This window comes from Epilithonimonas hungarica (assembly GCF_900102265.1).
Lineage (GTDB): Bacteria > Bacteroidota > Bacteroidia > Flavobacteriales > Weeksellaceae > Epilithonimonas > Epilithonimonas hungarica.
In genome coordinates, this window is record NZ_FNBH01000001.1 from 176,180 (window position 1) to 196,948 (window position 20,769).

Below are 20,769 nucleotides of genomic sequence, written 5' to 3' on the forward strand. Positions count from 1 at the left end.
AGCGACACGTTTTGTCGCATCTCCTTGCTATCATTGCATCGAGAGAATAACAATTAAAAAAACTCATAACATGAAAAGACTCAGCATCGGCGTGGGCATTCTTGTCCTGTGCCATGTCCATGCCCAGAAGGTAAGCTGGCAAAAGAACATAGATTCCAATACCCAGGATTTCCTTTCCGGGCTTGCTGTCACGATAGACGGCCAATATTTGGTATCCGGATCTTCCATCCAAAAGGATCAGAACCCAAGCTCCAATCAAAACAATGGTTACGATTACCATATCCTTAAACTCGACCAGCAGGGGCAGAAGGTCTGGGAGAGGTATTTCTCGGGTAATCGTCATGACTACCTCAGTTCCACCGTTTCCACTCAGGAAGGCGGTTTCCTGTTGGCAGGCACCTCGTATTCCTCATCGGTCCTGGACAAGAAGGACAAAGGCAATGGCTCTTCTGATATTTGGGTGATTAAAATAGATGAAAATGGCGAAGAAGAATGGCAGCAGACGATAGGAACGAGATACAGCGAAGAGGCCAGGAGCGTGACGCAGACGACCGACCAGGGCTATGTCATCGCAGGGAGCACGAACCACCCGAAATTGGGCTATGGTTCCAAGGATGTCCTTGTGACCAAACTTGACAAGACGGGAAAGGTCATCGTCCAGCTCATCCTGGGTGGCAAAGGCCTGGACGAGGTGGAGAAGGTGATACCTACAAAGGATGGTGGTGTTCTGATGGGTATCTATTCGAGAAGCGGGGCAATTAATGAAGAATTAAAAATTAATAATGAAGAAGGCTCAGCAGGTATAGATGCTTCGACTCCGCTCGGCATGACAGGCGAAGAGCCAATAACCACCAACTATCAACCAAAAACCACAGAAAATAATGGCGAGGGCGATTATTGGATCGTGAAGCTGGACAAGGACAACAAGGTCCAATGGGAGAAGAACTATGGCGGAAGCGAGGACGACCATATCCGGACGTTGGCACTGACGGACTCGGGCTACATCATCGGAGGAGAGAGCAGGAGTGAGACCTCGGGAAATAAGAGAGCTAAGTTGGAAGAAGGAACTGATCTTTGGGTTTTGGCTTTGGATGAAGATGGCAATGAACAATGGCAGCAATCCTACAACTTTAAGAACAGGGATGTAATGATGAGCCTTAATACCATTAAAAACTCAAACTCTGAGACCAAAGGCTTTTTGATCGGTGGTTTTACCCAGACAGAGGGTAAAGTTCAAAAGAATGACGAGACATTTTGGATGTTGTATATCGACAAAGATGGCAAAGAGGTCTGGAGAAAATATGTAGAAGGCAAAGAAAAGAAGAACGAAGAAAGATTGACATCGGCGTTGCTTAACAGGGATGGTTCATTTGTATTGGCAGGGACTAGTGCAGAGGAAGTGGGCAAAGAAAACTGGAAAGTGGTAAAGCTGATGGATGGCGATATAGAAGATCTGATGGAGAACAAGGACATCCGGATCTACCCGAATCCGGTGAAGGAGTACTGTTATGTGGAACTCAGTTCCGAGTTCTTTGTTTCGGGTTCCGGGCAAGCAGATATCTATGTCTATGACATGACGGGCAAGGTGATACAGAAGTTACAAACAAAGAATAAGGTAACGAAGGTCGATACGAGTAAGCTTCCGCAAGGAGTATATATCATCAAGGCGAGTATCCCAACGCAACAGAACAAAAAACTAACTACTAAAATTGTGAAAGAATAAAACACTATGAGAAAGAGATTACAATTATTATTTATTTTATATACAAGTATTATTGGAATTAGGGCACAAGATGGAGGAAGCTCTTCTAACATGGCAAAGACAATAGACATGTATCCTAAGAGTCCGGAAGCCTCGGCCTTGTCTCAATTTGTGGATATCCCTGCCGGAAATTATACAGGTGTTGCTGATTTTTCAATACCAATATACACCATAGAATTAGAAGGACAAAAAATCCCAATAGAACTAAGGTATACTACAACAGGTATCAAAGTAGACCAGATCGCAACACGTGTAGGATTGGGCTGGGTGCTTGACGCTGGACCTTCTCTATCCCAGCAGGTCTTCGGCAATCTGGATGTTGTCTTCCCTCGACCTCAATTTAATCCTGCTTCCTTTGTTCCAAACTATGCGCAAAATCAGCAAGACCCCAGCTATCAGCTGGCGCTTAGGGCAGCCGGAATGATCTCCACTCAATATGACCCGGAACCCGACGTTTTTACATATCGATTGCTGAATAAAAGCGGAAAATATATCCTTGACCGTACAGGAACAAAGGGTATTTCTATGCCTTATAACCAAACAGATATCACTGCTTCAGGCTATAGAACTCAAATGGACCTTGTGGACGAGGAAGGCTTTAAATATACTTTCAATAGTTTTGTGGATTACCAGACCAAAATCCAAAATAGTTGTACAACTGCGAGTGAATTTACTTATGATGACCCCAATTTCAAGTTACAACAGGTCGTTTCTCCCAAAAATGAACTTGTGAAGTATGTATATGCTTCTTTCATTGCCAATACAAAATATATTCCTAGCATACAGACTCAAGTGGCTACAGGTTATTACGCAGGGGGGCCGTTGCCTGCTTATGGAGGACCATATGGACCAACAGCCAAAATCAAATGCATCAATTATGCCGAATCAAAGGAGGCGGCTTTGAGTGAAATCCAGTTTAAAGGAGGTAAGGTGCAATTCACATACAGCAACAGAACGTCAGAGCCAAGGTCCGATATGCCGGGAGATGTCTATCTAAAAGCCATAACTGTAATCAATGATAAGGGGCAGATGATCAAAAGCTTCACTTTGGAATATGAATATTTCTTCTCTTCCGATCCTCTTCCGACTACTTCTTCTCCAGGTTTTATGTATATGGGAAATTATATTGCTGGGATGAATTATCGATTAAAGCTGAAAAGAGTAATAGATAATCTTACAAACAGTAAGTACGTTCTTGATTATTATGAGTCTGCTAACGATGGTAAAAAGCTACCAATCCGTACCTCTAACGATCAGGACTTCTGGGGAGTATATAATGGAGCAAACAACGGTATAAAAGCAATTGCATCAACAGAATCGGCATATTACAATGGGGGAACACAGTATTTAGGAGCTAACAAGAATCCAAACATCCAATATGGAGTACTGGGTAATCTAAAGCAAATTACTTATCCAACCGGAGGTTATACAACGATAGAATATGAGGCGGATGATTTTGGACCATCCGATTTTTTCTACACCAACGAACTTGCTAACACCGGAACTATAAGAGTAAGAAAAATAGAATCCTTTGATAATAATAATGGGAAGATCACAAGAGAATATACCTACAAGGTACCTACAGAGAATCATATTTTGCCTTATGTTGATTCAAGCGGAATGATACATGGAGACTATTATTTCTCAAGTCGTGTTGTCAGGCTGAGCCCTTCCCCTGTTCCCGGTGCTACAACCTCAGCGGTGGAGAGTTATGCCTCCAATAATCCGGGCTGGCAGACCTCCAATGTAAATGGGAAATCAGTGGCTTACACGTATGTGCAAGAATATTATAAGGATGAAAAACAGCCGGTAAACTCCTACCGAAAAGAATATGAATTTACCAATATCAATGATTATGATAATATGTACAGCGCAGATAATGGGACTAGTGTAACCTGGTCGCCCGGTAATATGGAGAACGGATTATTGAAAGAAGAGATATTGTTCAATTCCAACGGACAAAAGGTCAAAGAAACTTATAAATCGTATAAAAATGACGGGCATTTCAATTCAAAATATGGGAATGATACCTATAGTGATTTTGATATGGGTTACGGATTGAAAATTTATCCATCAGCAATGGCCAATGGATATACAAGTACGGGAGGTCCCATCATAATGTATAGATTTAATTATTACGCATACTCATTAAGGAACACCTGGATCCGAGAAGACAGTGTGAGGGTACGTGATTATATCAACGGGACAGACTATATCGAGACCCTGCAAGTGAACAACTACTCCATCCCGGCATACAAACATACCTATCCTACAGAATCCATATCCACTGGAAGTGGGAATACGATGATGACGACATTCCGCTATCCACAGGAGATAACGGCTGCAGAGCTGGGTACGGCGCAGTCACAGAGTGTGCTGAATTCTATGCTGACAAAGAATCTTCTGTCCACCCCGCTCATCGTGAAGAGTTATAAGAACGGGGTCGTCAACTCGGAGGTCAGGACCTTTCAGGAAGAGTACAATACGAATGTGTCCGGAACGACCATGATACTTCCAAAATATATCTATGTGAAGAAAGGGGAGAACGCCGCCGTGGAGGACAGGAAGATCACCTTCGATTCCTACGACACCTATGGGAACCTGACGCAGTACACCCTGGAGAACGGCATCCCAGTCTCTGTGATATGGGGCTACAACAAGACGATGCCCATCGCCAAGGTAGAGGGTGCCCTGTTGTCCACGATCCCATCAAGTGCCATAGATGCCATAGTGAATGCCTCCAATACGGACAACAATCCTCCGTTGGCAAATGCAGGTCAGACCGAGCAGAACCTTGTTGACGCGCTGGACACTTTCAGAAAAGGTCTTTCCAGCTACCAGGTAACGACCTATAGCTACGACCCGCTGATCGGTGTCCGAAGCGTGACCCCACCATCGGGACAGCGGGAGTACTATACCTATGATGATGCCGGCAGGTTGCAGGAAGTAAAAAGGATGGAGAAGGACGGCTCAGGGAACGAGGTGCTGCATGTGCTGAAAAAGAACGAATACCATTACAAGGATTAAAATGAAAAGCTAAAAATCAATAATGAAAAATATATTAAAAAATAAAAGCTTCAGCTTTAGTATCCATATTGTACAATTGTATAAGATCTTGACAGAGCATAAAGAATATGTTCTTTCCAAACAGTTGTTACGAAGTGGTACGGCTGTAGGAGCATTGATAAGGGAGGCTGAGTTTGCTCAGAGCCGAGCAGATTTCATCCATAAGCTCCATATCTCCCTAAAAGAAGCCAATGAAACATTATACTGGCTGGAGCTACTTTACCAGACAGACCATATTGATGATGTACTTTTTGATGAGAACGCTTTTCTTGCCAAGGAACTTATCAGTATGCTCGTTTCTAGTATTAAAACCTCAAAAAAAGCTTTAAACCATGAAAAAACACAAAGATCAAAATAAAATAACGGAAAGAAATAGGAACAAAGGGATGGAACAAGGTTTTTCATTCTTCACTTTTAACTTTTCATTGAAGAAATATTTATCACTTTTCATTCTATACTTTTCATTATTCATTTCAGCACAGACCCAGACGGAGAACTATGTGCTCAGCACGACCTGCCTCACGGCGGACTGCGTGAAGAGGATGGAGGTCATCCAGTACTCCGACGGGCTGGGCAGGCCCAAGCAGATCCTGAATGTCGGCGCATCCCCCACGAGGAAAGATGTAGTGACCCATATCGAATATGACGGGCTGGGAAGACAGGTAAGGGATTATCTGCCTGTGCCACAGTCCGGGGCAAGCACCCGGAATATATATCCTGCAGCCAATGCGACCAATGCATCTATCTATGACAACGAGACCATCTATGGTGAGAAGATGATGGAGAACTCGCCGCTGGGCAGGATTCTTCAACAGACGCCACCGGGCAATGCCTGGCAGGGACATCCTGCCACGTTTGACTATAAGGGCAATGTGCAAAATGAAGTGCTGAAGTTCACCACCACAACGTCTGTCCAGAACGGTGCGAACTATGTGCAGTCCCTCGCCATCAGCGGGCATTACCCTGCCAAAAGTCTCTACAAGAACAAGGTGACGGACGAGGACGGGAACACCACTTCCGAATATAAAAATGCACAGGGGCAGACCCTGCTTATAAGGAAAAGTGTCCTGATGGATCCCGTAGAAGGACCCTCCGGCGCTCCCGCAGGTCCCGGTGCGAACCTCGAGAATGTGGACACCTACTATGTCTATAACGAGTACGACCAGCTGGCCTTCGTGATCACACCGATGGCCTCCAGGGAACTGGTCATGTTTCAAAGTTAGTGATGAATATATTTTTAGATTTTAAGCTGTTGAAAATCAAGTAAAATAATAATTTTAAAGTTGTTAAACAATGGTAGGTCTAGCCTACTATCGTTTGATTTTGTAGGTAAATGATGCCTTAAATGATTGAGGATCATAACAGGTGTTCCAAACTTAGTGATGGGTATGATTATAAAATTTTAACCTATTGAAATCAGATAAAATAATAATTAAAAAATTTAAAAGCGAGAGTAGGAATAACCTACTCTCGCTTATTTTTACAGAAAAACATAATTGTAAATGATTCAAGGATATAACAGGTGTATCAAAGTTAGTGACACAGGTATCTGTCCCTTTTGCTATTCCGGAAAAATTATAAAGAATGGACATACGAAAACGGGAAAACAACAATATTTCTGTAAAAGCTGTGATCAAAGATTTTTGGACTATTATTCATATAGTGCTTACAGGAAAGAAACTAATTTTCAAATCGTACAACTGATAAAAGAAGGTCTTGGTATCCGCTCGGTTGCAAGAGTATTGAACATATCTGCCACAACAGTACTCAAAAGAATCCAAAATATTGCTGAGAATATTCGTATTCCTGTTCTGTTATTTGGAAAGACCTACGAACTGGATGAGATGCGATTTTTCATCAAAAAGAAAAGCAATCCGATGTGGCTGACCTATGCGATTGATAAAACGACCAAAAAATTTGTGGCCTTCTATATCGGCAGAAGAAATAACAGGACACTAAATGCCGTGATAAAAACATTGCTCAATGCCAAAACAGAAAATATCTATACAGACAAACTGAGAAATTACCAATATCTGATTCCCGAAGACATCCATATTACGCAAAGATATGGGACCAATGGGATTGAGAGAAAAAATCTAAATATCAGAACCCATCTCAGGAGATTCGGGAGAAAAACCATTTGTTTTAGTAAAAGCATGAGAATCACCCAGGCAGTTCTGAAGATCTATTTTTGGTTATGAAAGTTTCAAAAATATGTCCATGCCATGATTTTTTAATTTAAAACTAACATTTCGGAAACTTGGAAGACCTATAGAACAATTATTAATCTTGATTTAATGAAAATTTCCAGAGAGACCATCGGTTATCTTTTTTATTGGACAATCATTTTTGTGGTAGCCGGTTCTATGGTTGCTTATGGTTTAGGTAAGCCTGTCCAGTTTCAGGGTTTTGAGAAATCGGCCAATTCCAATTTATCAGAAGGTCATCAATTGATGTGGTCGTTCTATTCCTATTCGCTGGCTTATCCTATTATCATTGGTGTTCTGGAGATCTTGGGCGGAATTTTTTTATTACTTAATAGGACAAGGATCTTCGGATGTATTTTATTGACCATCATTCTTTCGAATATCATTATTCAGGATTATATTTACGATATAAAAGCTTTGAATTCAGCGATATATTACCAAGTTCTGGTTTTTGTCATATTAATTTTTGACTATGGTAAAGTCAAAAGAGTAGTCCAGGAGTTATTCAAAACGAAAGAAAGAAAAAGAGATCTCTTATTGATGTTGATAGCTTTTGCTATCTCGATATTATTCAAATACATAGAGGCAAAAATTTAACACTCCATTTACCTTTAAATCAAAATTTTTGGAATAATTTTAGCTAATAACTTTCAAAACAAATTTTTATGGAGCTTATTTTCGAAAACAAAAAGTCTGGGAATGGTGGATTTATATCCATGAAAAATCATCAGGAAGAAATCGGAAGATTGACCTACACGATCGTTCCCGAACTTAAAAAACTGATCGTGAGCTATGTGATGGTTTTCCCGAAATTCGAAGGGAAAGGATTGGGAAGGACTTTGGTAGAAAAATCGGTAGAATTTGCAAGAAAGAACGGCTGGTCTATCAAAGCGCATTGCTCCTATGCACACGCAGTTCTCAGCAGAAAAACAGACGTTGAAGATGTTTTTGTAGCTTAAAGATAAATTTATTGCCTTGGTAATAATAAAGTTACGGCTCGCATTTGCGAGCCGAGCTTTTTTATCTAATGTGGGAATTATCTATTCATAGACATCAGGAATTCCTCATTATTTCTGGTACCCTTGATCTGTTTCTGAACAAATTCCATAGCTTCCAAAGGATTCATATCTGCCAGATATTTTCTCATGATCCACATGCGTTGTTGCGTGGCCTCATCCAAGAGGAGGTCATCTCTTCTCGTACTAGATGCAACCAAATCTACAGCAGGATAAATACGTTTGTTAGCGATTTTTCTATCCAATTGCAATTCCATATTTCCGGTTCCCTTGAACTCTTCGAAGATCACTTCGTCCATTTTGGAACCAGTGTCGATCAACGCTGTTGCGATAATTGTCAAAGAACCTCCATTTTCGATTTTCCTGGCGGCGCCAAAGAAGCGTTTCGGTCTGTGAAGCGCGTTGGCGTCCACACCTCCGGAAAGGATCTTTCCAGAAGCCGGCGTTACAGTGTTGTAAGCTCTCGCTAGTCTTGTAATTGAGTCTAGAAGAATCACAACATCGTGACCACATTCTACCATTCTTTGTGCTTTGGATAAAACCAGATTCGCCACTTTCACGTGTTTGTCAGCCGCCTCATCGAAGGTCGATGCGATCACTTCTGCATTCACGCTTCTTTGCATATCGGTAACTTCCTCAGGTCTTTCATCAATTAGAAGAACCATCATATAAGCTTCCGGATGATTGGCAGAAATGGCGTTGGCAATATCTTTTAATAAAATCGTTTTACCGGTTTTCGGCTGTGCAACGATCATGGCCCTTTGCCCTTTCCCGATTGGTGCGAACAAGTCTACAATCCTTGTAGAAAGCGTAGAGTTTTTACCTGCCAAATTGAATTTCTCCTGAGGGAAAAGTGGTGTCAGAAATTCAAAAGCTACTCGGTCTTTGATAAATGCCAAGTCTCTTCCGTTAACTTCTGTAGGTTTTTGGAGAGAGAAATATTTCTCTCCTTCTTTAGGCAATCTCACGATTCCTTTTACAGTGTCTCCCGTCTTCAGACCATAATTCCTGATCTGATTGGTAGAAACATAAACGTCGTCCGGAGAAGAGATATAACTGAAATCTGAAGAACGAAGGAATCCGTAGTTGTCCGGAAGTATTTCCAAAACACCTTCTATGGTTACAATTCCATCAAAGTTGAATTCCTTTTTTGGAGCTGCAGCTTCCGCCTGTTGCGTTTCGGATTGATCTTTATGATTGTTATGTTGCTGGGAATTGGGATTTTGTGCTTTTTGCTGACCTCTATTGCTGTTGTTGGTCTTTTGCTGATGCTGCTGATTGTTTTGCTGCTTAGGCTGTTGCTTTTGTTGAGGCTTTCTTTCTTCCTGCTCAGGCTTTTCATCAGTCTTTGGAGTTGCTTCCTCGATGGAAGCTGGAGTAATAGAAGTTGGTTCCTCTGTCTGAGTTGGAGTGATTCTCGCTCTTGGCGCTTTTTTCCTTGGCGGATTCGGAGTTTTTACTTCTTCTTTTACAATCTCCGCCGGAACCTTTTCTGTGCTGGTGGCAGCAACGGCTTCCGTCGGAATTATATTTTCTTCTTTCGGCTTCTCTGCGGGCTTCCTACCTCTTTTCTTTGCAGGAGCGGCATTTTCTGAAGGATTCTCTTCTGTTTTTTTTGTCATATTTTCTTGAGTAGCGTTAAGATAATCTTTAATGATCTTTGGATTAGAAGCCTGATAGTCCAGAATAGCGAAAACAGTTTCTTCGGGAGAGCTTTTCTTAGCCAATTTAACGCCTAGATCTTTAGAAAGTTGAGCCAATTCCTCATCGGATTTTGACCGTAGCGTTTCAATATTAAACATATAAATACGTAAAAGGTAATTTTTATTTGTGTATAAGTAAGAATGAAAACCAGGAGGTTATCCATTTTTATTGAGTGATTACAATGCAAATCTACATTAATTTTTGAATTACGCAAAAATTATTTTATTTTTGCAATCTATTTTAACCTTTTTTATAAAGGATTTATAATAAATATGTTACAAAGAATACAAACCATCTGGATCATCTTATCTGTTCTGGGAGCATTGTTCCTCAATCTTACAGCACAAGACCTGGATATATTGGGAGGCAGCCTGACGATCAATGTTTCTACAGTGGTATTGATATTGGCAGGATTGCTGAGTGTTTTTAGTTTCAAAAACAGGAAAAGACAAATATTGCTGAACAACATCAGCCTTATTATAAACGCTTTGTTGGTTGGTCTTTTGATTTACTGGTTACTAAATTTATCCGGAGGAATTCAGTTTCCTGAGAAGGGTATTGAGCCAATTTTCCCATTCATCTCGATGATATGTTTGCTTTTGGCAAATGTTTACATCAGAAAAGATGAGAGGCTCGTAAAATCTGTAGACAGACTTCGATAGGCTTACGACGATTTTTTTGAGTGAGAACAGCTTCCTTTTGGAGGCTGTTTTTTATTTTAATAGATTTGTGCAAAAGCTTAGTAATGTGGACACATTCAATCACTTAAAAACAATTATCAGCATTATTCTGAGTCTGGGAATCGGAACATTGTTGAATGGAAGCGTGAGATTCATACAACATCCCGGGAGGAACAAGCCGTTTTGGTTGCATCTGTTATTTGTTCTGTATGTTTTTATTTTGATGATTCATTTCTGGTGGTGGGAATACCGTCTTAGAGCCATTACGTCCTGGACTTTCACACAATATATCTTCATTATAGCTTATATCATTTTATTCTTTGTGCTTTGTACATTGCTTTATCCGACGGATGTTAAAGATTATGGCAATGATTACAAAAACTATTTTTTCTCCCGAAGAAAATGGCTTTTTGCTTTCCTTGGGATAATGTTTTGCCTGGACCTGGTTGATACACTATATAAAGGAAAAGATTATCTGGACTCGCTGATGCCACTTTACGGAATACGAATGATAACACATATCCCACTGAGTTTTGCTTTGATCTTCATTCATTCTAAAAAGAATATCTATTATGCGGGCGTTTTATTATTTTTCATTCTGTTCGAGATTTTCTTTATTTATAAAAGATATTACCTTTATTCTTGATGATTGGTAACAATTCGGATAAAAAAAGGACTTATAATACTTAATTAATAAATCTGAACTATGAAAAAAGTAATCTCCATTGTTTTAATTGCTCAATCGTTTCTGGCTTTTGCCCAGGATATTTCCAAGGAAAGAGTTGTAAATATTATTTCAACCTTAGCATCAGACGAAATGAAAGGCAGAAAGTTCGGGACGCCTGAAAATGATAGATCAGCTGAATACATCGCTCAGGAATTCAAAAAAAATAATCTGAGTTACTGCTACGGAGATTCTTATCTGATTCCTTTCGAATACAAAGGGCAAAAAGGTTACAACGTATGCGCAATCAAGAAAGGCAAGTCGGAACAGAGTCTGGCTTTCTCTGCACATTTTGACCACATCGGGACCAATAACAAAGAAGGTGATAATATCTACAACGGAGCGGATGATGACGCAAGCGGTGTTTCTACAGTGATTGGTCTGGCAGATTATTTTAAAGATAAGAAAACCGATTTCTCAATGGTTTTTATGGCTTTCAATGCAGAAGAGATCGGATTGATTGGTTCAAAAGCTTTATCGGAGAATCAAAACTTGACTCCTGTCTTCAATAATATCAAAGTGCTTTTCAATTTCGAAATGCTGGCAACTGAATCTCAGTTCGGAAAAAATGCGGTTTTTATGACTGGTGATGAGTTTTCTGACTTCGATGAATTGATCAATGCCAATGCTGTTAACGGCTTAAAAGTTTATCCCGACCCATATCAAGGACAGCAATTGTTTTACAGATCTGATAATGTAAATTTTGTCAAAAGAAAAATCATTGCACATTCTATCTCAACAGTTGATATGAACAAAGCGTTTCATTACCACGCTGTGAATGACGATATCAATATTGTAGATGCAGACAATCTGACAAGCATCATCAACAACTTCGCTAAGACGATTGAAAAATTCAACACAAAAAATTTCCAGCCGAAGTACAACGATAAGGTAAAATACGATTTCTAGCGTCTTGATAAACTAAGCTATTTATTTTCCGTATTTTTGCTTTTCAATTTTTCTTAATGAAACCATACCAACGAATTTTAGGTTTTGCAAAACCACATCAGAAATACCTTTGGGGAAGTATGTTTTTTAACATTCTTTACTCGCTTTTGCAGATCTTTTCCATAGGGACATTGCTTCCGATTCTGAGCATAATGTTCGGAACTTCTGATGAGATCGACACTACAAAAGCGCCGATCTGGAATGGTAGACTGGCGGATTATTTCGCTTATGTGAAAGATTGGGCCTATTATACAATTCAGGTTAATATCGATGAACACGGCGGAATCAAGGTTCTGGCGATTCTCTGCTGTATGACGGCTTTTGCTTTTTTATTGAGGAATATTTTCCGTTACATTGGTTCTTATTTGTTGGTCAATTATCGAGTTGGAATTACCAGAGACTTGAGAACTGCGATGTATGACAAGTTTCTGAAATTACCGGTTTCTTTCTTCACAGAACAGAGAAAAGGCGATATGATGTCCAGGATCTCCAACGATATCGGAGGCGTGGAAAGTGGAATTATGGGTTCTTTGGTGGACATCGTGAACTCACCGTTTATGATTATTTCATCATTGACGGCATTGTTTCTCCTTTCTCCTAAATTGACTTTATTTTCATTGATCGTTTTCCCAATCATGGGATGGATCATCTCTTGGGTTGGAAAAAGTTTGAAGAGACAGGCTAAAAATGCGCAGGAAGAATTAGGGAATCTTTTCTCTTTGGTTGATGAAACCCTGAAATCCTCAAAGGTGATCAAGATTTTCAACGCAGATAAAATTCTGAAAAATCGTTTTAATAAAACTACAAGCCAATGGCAACATCATGCCATATCGATGAGCAGAAGGCGAGAATTGGCCTCTCCAATGAGTGAGTTTCTTGGTTCTGTGACGATGTTGTTGATCACTTGGTACGCCGGAACAGAAATTATTAATGGAACCAATCGTGACCCTGCAACTTTCCTTGCTTTTATCGCAGTTTTCTTCCAGATTTTGGATCCAGCAAAACGGTTGTCAAATGCTGTTTCTAATATCCAGGGTGGAATGGCGAGTCTGGAAAGGGTTTCCGAAGTTTTGGATTACGATCTGAAAGTTGATGAAATCCCGAATCCGACACCAATTTCTGAATTAAATGATAAAATTGAATTCAAAAATATTGGATTCTATTACGAGAAATCTAACCTTATTCTCAAGAATTTTTCCATCGATTTGCCAAAAGGAAAAACGGTTGCTTTGGTTGGACAATCCGGAAGTGGAAAAACAACGATCGCCAATCTGTTAGCAAGATTCTACGACGTTTCTGAAGGCGAAATCCTGATTGACGGGCATAATATCAAAAATCTAAAACTGACGGATTATCGCAAATTGTTAGGAATGGTAACTCAGGAATCTGTTCTTTTTAATGATTCTGTTTACAACAATATTTTGATGGGAAATCCCGACGCAACCGAAGAACAAGTGATAGAATCGGCTAAAATTGCCAACGCTCACGAGTTTATCTCACAGCTTCCGGAAGGCTATCATACCAATATCGGAGATGATGGGAACAAACTTTCCGGTGGCCAGAAACAGCGTGTTTCCATTGCAAGAGCTGTTTTGAAAAATCCACCGATTATGATCCTTGACGAAGCAACTTCTGCCTTGGATACAGAATCTGAAAGATATGTTCAGGACGCTTTGGAGAAGATGATGCAAAACAGGACTTCTCTCGTGATTGCACACAGATTATCAACGATCCAGAAAGCTGACCATATTGTGGTGATGGAAAAAGGCGATATTGTGGAGCAAGGTTCTCATCAGGAATTGATGGACAGAGACGGAACTTATAGAAAGTTGGTCGAGCTTCAGAATTTTGATTAATGAATCCAATTCAGGAATATTTCTACCGGATTGACGAGCCTGATTCAATTCTTAGATAAACAGCATTAAAAAACTGTATATGATAGCACTTTTTTCTAAACTTATTGCTCTACAAGTTTTATTTTATCTTTTTACTGCTTTATTATCATTCTTAATTCTATATTTATTCAGGGAGCATAAAAACGATAATATCGATGATAAAAAAGGAAAAGCAATTTTGACAATTATGTCTTTCTCGACATTTGTCTTGTTAATTTTATATAGTTTGATTTGCTCTTCTATTGTTAATAACTATATAATTTTGAACCCAAGTTATAATAGAATCAGTTTTAAGATATTATGTCTAATTTTTATTATTCCAATAATAGTTTTAAAGAAAAATCAGCAAAGTAAAAGTGAGTATTTGCGTAATATAATTGGAGTTATAATACTGTTGCCATTACTTTATTTTTTGGGATTATATTTATTTAAAATGTGAAAAATTCTATTTCCTTGATGGTAAAATATTCTTGAAATCACTTTGAAAGTAATCGTTTTTTATGCTTCATGAATTGGAGCACTTTAAAATGTAAAATATCATCCAACTTCCAATCCATTTTTCACAGGCAAACTCGGACTTAACAAAGTCACATCACTTTTATTTTCTCCATAAACCCCAAGAACGAGACATTCGCTGAAAAAGTTGGCGATTTGTTTCTTTGGAAAATTAACCACTGCGAGAATTTGTTTTCCAATCAAATCGTCTTTAGAATATAAAGCTGTGATTTGAGCAGAAGATTTCCGAATTCCCAAATCTCCAAAATCAATTTCCAATTGATAAGAAGGATTTCTGGCTTTTTCAAAATCGTTAGCGGAAATAATGGTTCCTACTCTGATGTCGATCTTCTCAAAATCGCTCCAGGATATTTCAGGTTTTGTCATTATTAAATTAATTTTATATTTTAATCATCTAAATTTATCATATACCAATTGACCTCATAAGGATATTTTTCGTAGGGTGAATCTCCCTCTTTGAAGGTCAAACCTTTGTCATAATCCTTTTTTGCCAGCCTTGCACTTTCTAAATATGTTTTAAAATCATTATTGATTTTGTAAAGACTCAAAGCTTTGTAATATTCCGCATCCGAGAAATTTGGGTAAAGCTTTAGAGCCTTGTCCAACTCTTCAACTGCACTTTTATAATCTCTTTTTTCGTAATATATAATACCTGTGTAAAAATAGCAAAGTGGCGAAACCCAATCGACTCCGCTTTGTTTTTTGATTTTATCGATTTCTGATTGCATCAATTTCAGAGCTTTATCAAAATCATTTAACTGTAGATAACATAGTGATTTATAAAAATCATAAGAGTGGTCATTTTGAATTGCGTCCCCGTATTCTTTAGTCGCTGCGTCCAAATCCTTTAAAGCATCGGCGTAATTTTTCAAGAAAATACATTTCAGAAAACCTCTTCTACCCAAATATTCTTTTCTGTTATATTTTACAGCTTTATCATAGCTTTTCAGGGCAAGTTCATATTTCCTTGTTTTCCATAATGGTAAAGCTTTATGATGCCAAAAAATAGCGATTGCAGAATCTGCTTTTAATCCTTCATTGATACAGTCTTCCCAACCCTGTGCTAAATAGTGGAATTGATAAGCGCATTTCCTTGTATATTTTTCGATGATTGAATCTTGTTTGACATTTTGTGAAAAACAATTGAAAAAAAAATAAAGAAAAACTAAGGTTAAGAATTTCTTCATATTAGATCTCTTTGGTTAAATCTTCCAAAAGCTTTTCAACTTCAAATTTTTGCTCAGAATATTTTAATTGAAGTTCACTTCCTTCGCCCATTCTTCCATAATAGATCAAAGCTTTCTCACCAAAGAAGTTTTTATAATAATCGGAAAGTTCCGGAATCTGGGGAAAATTGGTGTGAAATAACATTTCGTAGTAAGCCTGCCACTCACGTTCGTTTTTATCCATGATCATCATTTTGGGCGATTTTTGGCGAACGTGCAGCATCTCATGAGCGAGCATATTGAGAACTAATGTTAAATCAAAATCGAATAGATTTCTTGGAATCAAAACTTCCTGCATATCTCCGATTTCTCCATTGGCTGTCAATAGAACCGAGTTCTTTTCTAATTCTTCCCTAAAACCAAATCCTAAAAAATTCTCATCATCCAATTCGAATTCATGGATAAGGAATCTTGCGGCATCGAGAATCTCACCGGTTTCTTTATAAGCTTTGAGGTTAAATTGTAATTGTTCGTAGTTCATTTGTGTTAAAATAAAATTGTTCTAAAGTGTTTCAAATTTACAATTTAACGACAAATATCTCAAAAGAAGTTGAATCTGCGGCCGCGATAGTAACGGTTACCCCGCAACGAGGCGGCGGAACGCAGTGGAGCCGCTGATTGAGGAGTATGAGTGGATAGCGCGAAATGTCCGCCCATAAAAAAATCGCACCTGTTTGAGATGCGATTTGATTTATTTAGAATTCCATATTGACTTCCAGTTTTTCTGCCAGAAGTTTGGAGACTTTTACTTTGAGTGGCTCGATATCGATGTTTTGCATCGCATCGTTGGCGAAAGCGTAAAGCAATAATGCCCTGGCTTCTTTCTTGGAAATTCCACGAGCTCTAAGGTAGAACATCGCGTCCTCGTTCAGCTGTCCAACGGTACAACCGTGCGAACATTTCACATCGTCTGCGAAAATCTCCAGCTGAGGTTTTGTGTCGATAGTTGCGCCCTCATCTAACAAAATATTGTTGTTCTGCTGATAAGCGTTGGTTTTCTGAGCAATCTTGTTCACAAACACTTTTCCGTTGAAAACGCCGTGTGATTTATCTTTGAAAATCCCTTTGTAATTCTGGTAAGATTCGCAGTTTGGCGTGTTGTGATGAACAGCCGTGTGGTGATCTACCAATTGGTCTTTCCCGATAATCGTAATACCGTTCATAAACGAGTTGATATTCTCTCCGTTGTGGATGAAATCCAGATTGTTACGAACCAATTTTCCTCCGAAGGAGAACGTATTCACAGTCGTTAAGCTGTCTCTTTCCTGCTTCGCAAATGTGTGGTCCATAAGGTAAGATGTGTCACTGTCGTTCTGTAATTTATGCCAATCTGCTTTTGCATTTTGGTAAGTGAAAATCTCCGTCACAGAATTTGTGAAAACGAAAGATTCATCGAAATTATGATGACTTTCAATCACTTCTACTTTTGCACCAGCTTCTACAATCAATAGGTTTCTTGTGTTGTAGAATGTGTTTTCTTCCTGACTGTCAGAGATATAAAAAACGTGAATCGGTTTTTCGATAACGATGTTTTTAGGAACTTTCAGGAAAAATCCTTCATTGAAATAAGCAAGGTTCAAATTGGTAAAAGCTAAATCTTTGTTAGCAATCGTATTGAAATATTGATTGAATGTTTCTTTTTTTGCGGAATCATTCAGCGCTTCGTTCAACGTCAGGAATTCTGCATTTTCAATAGAAATGTTAGAATATTCTTTGTGAAGTTTCCCGTTGATAAACACAATCCAGTCAAAATGTTCCTCGCCAAAATGTAGTTCGTCCAACTGTTCTTTGATGATGTGATGGGCTTCTGAAGGGAAAAAGTTGTAATCTTTTTCCGTGATCTCCTTCAGATTTGTGTATTTGTATTCTTCATCTTTTTTGGTAGGAAAACCTTTCTCCTCAAATTTCCGAAGAGCGGTTTTTCTCTCTTCGTTCAAAAAAGAATGACGAAGCGTCTCTAAAAATGAAGTGTGATTATTTATAATTTGTTCTTGTAAACTCATTTTTTATTTATATCCAATTCAACTGATGTTTAGTCAAGTCGTTTTCTGTATTTCCTGTATTGAGTGTTGTCGCTGGTTCAAACAACATTACCAAAACTTCATTTTCAGCAACAGGTTTGTGTTCTACTCCTTTCGGAATGATTAAAAATTCTCCTTTGTTCAGCGTGACTGTTTTATCACGAAATTCAATATTTAAAGTTCCTTCAGCAATGAAAAACATTTCGTCTTCATTATCGTGTTTGTGCCAGACAAATTCGCCCTTGAATTTTGCCAGCTTTACTTGTTGCCCATTAAGTTCTCCTACTATTTTTGGCGACCAGTATTCTGAAAACAACTGAAATTTTTCTGCTAAATTTACTTTGTCCATTTGATTAATTCAACAACCAATCGTAACCTTTTTCTTCCAGTTCAAGTGCTAAAGATTTATCTCCAGTTTTTATGATTTTTCCATCCGCCAAAACGTGAACGAAATCTGGCTGAATGTAGTTTAAAAGTCTTTGGTAATGTGTGATTAGAAGGACTGCATTACCTTCACTTCTAAATTTGTTGACACCATCCGCAACAATTCTCAATGCATCGATATCCAACCCAGAATCAGTTTCGTCAAGAATTGCCAATTTCGGGTTTAGCATCATCATTTGGAAGATCTCGTTTCTTTTCTTTTCACCACCGGAGAAACCTTCGTTCAAAGAACGGGAAAGAAAATCTTTTCTGATTCCTAATTTCTCAGAGTTTTCGCGGATTAGTCCCAACATTTCTTTAGCGCCCATTTCTTCCAATCCGTTTGCTTTTCTTGTTTCGTTAAGAGCGGCTTTGATGAAATTGGTAACGGTAACGCCAGGGATTTCTACAGGATATTGAAAAGAAAGGAAAATTCCTTTATGAGCTCTTTCTTCAGGCGCATCTTCGCCGATTTCTTCTCCTTCGAAAAGAATTTCGCCTTCCGTTACTTCGTAATCTTCTTTTCCTGCAATTACAGAAGAAAGAGTGGATTTTCCAGCTCCGTTCGGTCCCATGATAGCGTGAACTTCACCTGGTTTTATTTCAAGATTGATTCCTTTTAATATTTCTGCGCCATCTTCAATTTTGGCGTGTAAGTTTTTGATTTGTAGCATTGCTGTTTGTTTAATGCAAAAATTTATTTATAGTTTGATTTGTCTTTTTTATCCAACCGAACCTTCCAAAGAAATTTCCAGTAATTTCTGAGCTTCAATTGCGAATTCCATTGGAAGTTTATTCAAAACTTCTTTACTGAATCCATTTACAATCAGGGCAATTGCTCTTTCTGTATCGATCCCTCTTTGGTTACAATAGAAAATCTGGTCTTCCCCGATTTTCGAAGTCGTTGCTTCGTGTTCCAATTGTGCAGTCGGGTCTTTGATTTCGATGTAAGGGAAAGTGTGTGCACCACATTCATTACCCATCAACAAAGAATCGCACTGAGAAAAGTTTCTCGCTCCTTTTGCAGTTGGCATTACTTTTACCAAACCACGATAAGAATTATTGGATTTTCCGGCAGAGATACCTTTTGAGATAATGGTTGATCTGGTATTCTTCCCGATGTGAATCATCTTTGTTCCCGTATCGGCATATTGATGATTATTGGTCACTGCAATCGAATAAAATTCACCAACCGAGTTATCACCTTTCAAGATACAACTCGGATATTTCCAAGTCACAGCGGAACCTGTTTCAACCTGAGTCCAGGAGATTTTTGCATTTCTTTCGCAAAGCCCTCTTTTCGTCACAAAATTGAAAACACCACCTTTTCCTTCTTCATTTCCCGGATACCAGTTCTGAACGGTTGAATATTTGATTTCAGCATCATCCAAAGCGATTAGCTCTACAACCGCAGCGTGAAGCTGATTTTCATCTCTTGATGGCGCTGTACAACCTTCAAGGTAAGACACATAACTTCCTTCGTCAGCAATTACCAATGTTCTCTCGAACTGGCCCGTTCCTGACTGATTGATACGGAAATAAGTAGATAATTCCATCGGACATCTTACCCCTTTTGGGATGTAGCAGAAACTTCCGTCAGAAAAAACAGCGGAATTAAGAGCTGCATAAAAGTTATCGCCTCTTGGAACGACTTTCCCAAGATATTGTTTTACCAAATCCGGATGTTCCTTGATCGCTTCGGAAATGGAGCAAAAGATAATGCCTTTTTCTCTCAAAGTTTCCTGAAACGTAGTTTTTACCGATACTGAATCTACAACAATATCAACCGCAACGTTCGCTAATCTTTTCTGTTCCTCGATATTGATTCCCAATTTTGCAAAAGTCTTCAACAATTCCGGGTCCACTTCATCAAGACTTGCCAATTCAGGTTTTGCCTTTGGAGCTGCGTAATATCTGATTGCTTGAAAATCAGGTTTTTGGTATTTGATGTTCGCCCAATTTGGTTCTGTCATTTTCAGCCAGATTCGGAAAGACTCCAGACGCCAATCGGTCATCCATTCCGGTTCTTCTTTCTTTGCAGAAATTGCCCGGATGATATCTTCATTCAGCCCAGTCGGGAAATCTTCATACTCGATATCCGTTTCGAATCCGAATTCGTACTTTTTATTTTCTAAATCGACGCGTAGATCGTCTTCTGTATATTTACTCATTAGATAGATTTTAGATTTCAGATTTTAGATTTTAGATGATTCTCACATCTAACTTCTAGCATCTAATTTCTAATTTATAAACTGAAACTTTCTCCACAACCGCAAGTTCTTGCAGCATTTGGATTATTAAAAATAAAACCTTTTCCGTTCAAGCCTCCTGAATATTCCAGAGTTGTACCAGCAAGATAAAGAATCGATTTTTTTTCGATTATCACTCGTACACCGTTATCTTCAAAGATCTGGTCGGTCTCATTTTTTACATTATCAAACTTCAAGACGTATTCTAGTCCGGAACAACCGCCACTTTTTACGCCCACTCTTATATAGTCGGTCTCAGGATTGAAGCCTTCTTCAGCCATCAACTGAGCCGCTTTGGATTTTGCCTGATCGCTTACTTGTATCATTGTTTT

The 20,769-nt window shown here is 38.9% G+C and carries 20 protein-coding genes; 11 read left to right on the forward strand and 9 right to left on the reverse strand.

The genetic code is table 11. The annotated features are described in order from the left end of the window. Positions 1-208 precede the first annotated feature (208 nt). The 7 genes from BLT30_RS00805 (at position 209) to BLT30_RS00835 (ending at position 7,994) form a co-directional block, all read left to right on the forward strand. Positions 209-1,723 carry a T9SS type A sorting domain-containing protein gene (locus tag BLT30_RS00805; protein WP_245707085.1) on the forward strand — a complete coding sequence of 505 codons (1,515 nt, stop codon included), beginning with the start codon at positions 209-211 and terminating at the stop codon, positions 1,721-1,723. A gap of 6 nt (positions 1,724-1,729) precedes the next feature. Continuing rightward, entirely contained in the window at positions 1,730-4,789 is a 3,060-nt protein-coding gene (locus BLT30_RS00810; protein ID WP_089870594.1) for an RHS repeat domain-containing protein, read from the forward strand. A 22-nt stretch (positions 4,790-4,811) separates the two neighbouring features. Next, a complete protein-coding gene (locus BLT30_RS00815) occupies positions 4,812-5,186 on the forward strand; it encodes a four helix bundle protein (protein ID WP_089870596.1) in 375 nt (124 codons plus the stop codon). Then, positions 5,161-6,051, forward strand: a complete 891-nt coding sequence (locus BLT30_RS00820) for a DUF6443 domain-containing protein (protein WP_089870597.1) — start codon at positions 5,161-5,163, stop codon at positions 6,049-6,051. Before BLT30_RS00815 ends, BLT30_RS00820 begins: the two co-directional genes overlap by 26 nt. Positions 6,052-6,330: 279 nt before the next feature. Then, entirely contained in the window at positions 6,331-7,029 is a 699-nt protein-coding gene (locus tag BLT30_RS00825; RefSeq protein WP_089870599.1) for an IS1 family transposase, read from the forward strand. 96 nt (positions 7,030-7,125) lie between these two features. Further along, positions 7,126-7,632, forward strand: coding sequence for a hypothetical protein (locus BLT30_RS00830; RefSeq protein ID WP_089870601.1), 507 nt, complete (start codon positions 7,126-7,128; stop codon positions 7,630-7,632). Between the two features lie 68 nt (positions 7,633-7,700). Further along, complete coding sequence (locus BLT30_RS00835; protein WP_034671627.1) at positions 7,701-7,994, forward strand: GNAT family N-acetyltransferase; 294 nt, start codon at positions 7,701-7,703, stop codon at positions 7,992-7,994. 77 nt (positions 7,995-8,071) lie between these two features. On the opposite strand, the gene rho is transcribed toward BLT30_RS00835, so the two are convergent. Further along, positions 8,072-9,853, reverse strand: a complete 1,782-nt coding sequence (rho, locus tag BLT30_RS00840; protein ID WP_089870602.1) for a transcription termination factor Rho — start codon at positions 9,851-9,853, stop codon at positions 8,072-8,074. 174 nt (positions 9,854-10,027) lie between these two features. On the opposite strand from rho, the gene BLT30_RS00845 reads away from it, so the two are divergent. The 4 genes from BLT30_RS00845 to BLT30_RS00860 all read left to right on the forward strand — a co-directional run bounded on the left by BLT30_RS00845 (position 10,028) and on the right by BLT30_RS00860 (position 13,963). Beyond that, positions 10,028-10,417 carry a DUF4293 family protein gene (locus tag BLT30_RS00845; RefSeq protein ID WP_089870604.1) on the forward strand — a complete coding sequence of 130 codons (390 nt, stop codon included), beginning with the start codon at positions 10,028-10,030 and terminating at the stop codon, positions 10,415-10,417. An 85-nt stretch (positions 10,418-10,502) separates the two neighbouring features. Beyond that, a complete protein-coding gene (locus tag BLT30_RS00850) occupies positions 10,503-11,081 on the forward strand; it encodes a hypothetical protein (protein WP_139166545.1) in 579 nt (192 codons plus the stop codon). Positions 11,082-11,141: 60 nt separating this feature from the next. Then, entirely contained in the window at positions 11,142-12,068 is a 927-nt protein-coding gene (locus tag BLT30_RS00855) for a M28 family peptidase (RefSeq protein ID WP_089870607.1), read from the forward strand. Positions 12,069-12,124: 56 nt separating this feature from the next. After that, on the forward strand, positions 12,125-13,963 hold the full coding sequence (locus tag BLT30_RS00860; RefSeq protein WP_089870609.1) for an ABC transporter ATP-binding protein: 1,839 nt from the start codon (positions 12,125-12,127) through the stop codon (positions 13,961-13,963). Between the two features lie 576 nt (positions 13,964-14,539). On the opposite strand, the gene BLT30_RS00865 is transcribed toward BLT30_RS00860, so the two are convergent. The 8 genes from BLT30_RS00865 to BLT30_RS00900 all read right to left on the reverse strand — a co-directional run bounded on the left by BLT30_RS00865 (position 14,540) and on the right by BLT30_RS00900 (position 20,763). Then, the gene (locus BLT30_RS00865) at positions 14,540-14,887 is read right to left on the reverse strand and encodes a tRNA-binding protein (protein ID WP_089870611.1); all 348 of its coding nucleotides are present in this window, start codon (positions 14,885-14,887) and stop codon (positions 14,540-14,542) included. Between the two features lie 17 nt (positions 14,888-14,904). Next, on the reverse strand, positions 14,905-15,705 hold the full coding sequence (locus BLT30_RS00870) for a tetratricopeptide repeat protein (protein ID WP_089870613.1): 801 nt from the start codon (positions 15,703-15,705) through the stop codon (positions 14,905-14,907). A gap of 1 nt (position 15,706) precedes the next feature. Then, positions 15,707-16,225, reverse strand: a complete 519-nt coding sequence (locus BLT30_RS00875) for a hypothetical protein (RefSeq protein WP_089870615.1) — start codon at positions 16,223-16,225, stop codon at positions 15,707-15,709. 214 nt (positions 16,226-16,439) lie between these two features. Then, entirely contained in the window at positions 16,440-17,747 is a 1,308-nt protein-coding gene (sufD, locus tag BLT30_RS00880; protein WP_089870617.1) for a Fe-S cluster assembly protein SufD, read from the reverse strand. A 7-nt stretch (positions 17,748-17,754) separates the two neighbouring features. Continuing rightward, positions 17,755-18,114 (reverse strand): cupin domain-containing protein, encoded by a 360-nt coding sequence (locus tag BLT30_RS00885; RefSeq protein ID WP_089870619.1) that lies wholly within the window; start codon positions 18,112-18,114, stop codon positions 17,755-17,757. A 4-nt stretch (positions 18,115-18,118) separates the two neighbouring features. Further along, positions 18,119-18,862, reverse strand: a complete 744-nt coding sequence (gene sufC / locus BLT30_RS00890; RefSeq protein ID WP_089870621.1) for a Fe-S cluster assembly ATPase SufC — start codon at positions 18,860-18,862, stop codon at positions 18,119-18,121. A 48-nt stretch (positions 18,863-18,910) separates the two neighbouring features. Beyond that, positions 18,911-20,359, reverse strand: coding sequence for a Fe-S cluster assembly protein SufB (sufB, locus tag BLT30_RS00895; protein WP_089870623.1), 1,449 nt, complete (start codon positions 20,357-20,359; stop codon positions 18,911-18,913). A gap of 74 nt (positions 20,360-20,433) precedes the next feature. Then, the gene (locus tag BLT30_RS00900) at positions 20,434-20,763 is read right to left on the reverse strand and encodes a HesB/IscA family protein (RefSeq protein WP_089870626.1); all 330 of its coding nucleotides are present in this window, start codon (positions 20,761-20,763) and stop codon (positions 20,434-20,436) included. Between the last annotated feature and the right edge of the window lie 6 nt (positions 20,764-20,769).

What these genes read in the sequence shown, in the direction of transcription:
- BLT30_RS00900 (WP_089870626.1), bottom strand. Translation starts at nt 20,763, where the DNA reads ATGATACAAGTAAGCGATCAGGCAAAATCCAAAGCGGCTCAGTTGATG.
- BLT30_RS00870 (WP_089870613.1), bottom strand. Translation starts at nt 15,705, where the DNA reads ATGAAGAAATTCTTAACCTTAGTTTTTCTTTATTTTTTTTTCAATTGT.
- sufD (WP_089870617.1), bottom strand. Translation starts at nt 17,747, where the DNA reads ATGAGTTTACAAGAACAAATTATAAATAATCACACTTCATTTTTAGAG.
- rho (WP_089870602.1), bottom strand. Translation starts at nt 9,853, where the DNA reads ATGTTTAATATTGAAACGCTACGGTCAAAATCCGATGAGGAATTGGCT.
- BLT30_RS00810 (WP_089870594.1), top strand. Translation starts at nt 1,730, where the DNA reads ATGAGAAAGAGATTACAATTATTATTTATTTTATATACAAGTATTATT.
- BLT30_RS00815 (WP_089870596.1), top strand. Translation starts at nt 4,812, where the DNA reads ATGAAAAATATATTAAAAAATAAAAGCTTCAGCTTTAGTATCCATATT.
- BLT30_RS00825 (WP_089870599.1), top strand. Translation starts at nt 6,331, where the DNA reads ATGATTCAAGGATATAACAGGTGTATCAAAGTTAGTGACACAGGTATC.
- sufC (WP_089870621.1), bottom strand. Translation starts at nt 18,862, where the DNA reads ATGCTACAAATCAAAAACTTACACGCCAAAATTGAAGATGGCGCAGAA.
- BLT30_RS00830 (WP_089870601.1), top strand. Translation starts at nt 7,126, where the DNA reads ATGAAAATTTCCAGAGAGACCATCGGTTATCTTTTTTATTGGACAATC.
- BLT30_RS00835 (WP_034671627.1), top strand. Translation starts at nt 7,701, where the DNA reads ATGGAGCTTATTTTCGAAAACAAAAAGTCTGGGAATGGTGGATTTATA.
- BLT30_RS00855 (WP_089870607.1), top strand. Translation starts at nt 11,142, where the DNA reads ATGAAAAAAGTAATCTCCATTGTTTTAATTGCTCAATCGTTTCTGGCT.
- BLT30_RS00845 (WP_089870604.1), top strand. Translation starts at nt 10,028, where the DNA reads ATGTTACAAAGAATACAAACCATCTGGATCATCTTATCTGTTCTGGGA.
- BLT30_RS00885 (WP_089870619.1), bottom strand. Translation starts at nt 18,114, where the DNA reads ATGGACAAAGTAAATTTAGCAGAAAAATTTCAGTTGTTTTCAGAATAC.
- BLT30_RS00875 (WP_089870615.1), bottom strand. Translation starts at nt 16,225, where the DNA reads ATGAACTACGAACAATTACAATTTAACCTCAAAGCTTATAAAGAAACC.
- sufB (WP_089870623.1), bottom strand. Translation starts at nt 20,359, where the DNA reads ATGAGTAAATATACAGAAGACGATCTACGCGTCGATTTAGAAAATAAA.
- BLT30_RS00860 (WP_089870609.1), top strand. Translation starts at nt 12,125, where the DNA reads ATGAAACCATACCAACGAATTTTAGGTTTTGCAAAACCACATCAGAAA.
- BLT30_RS00820 (WP_089870597.1), top strand. Translation starts at nt 5,161, where the DNA reads ATGAAAAAACACAAAGATCAAAATAAAATAACGGAAAGAAATAGGAAC.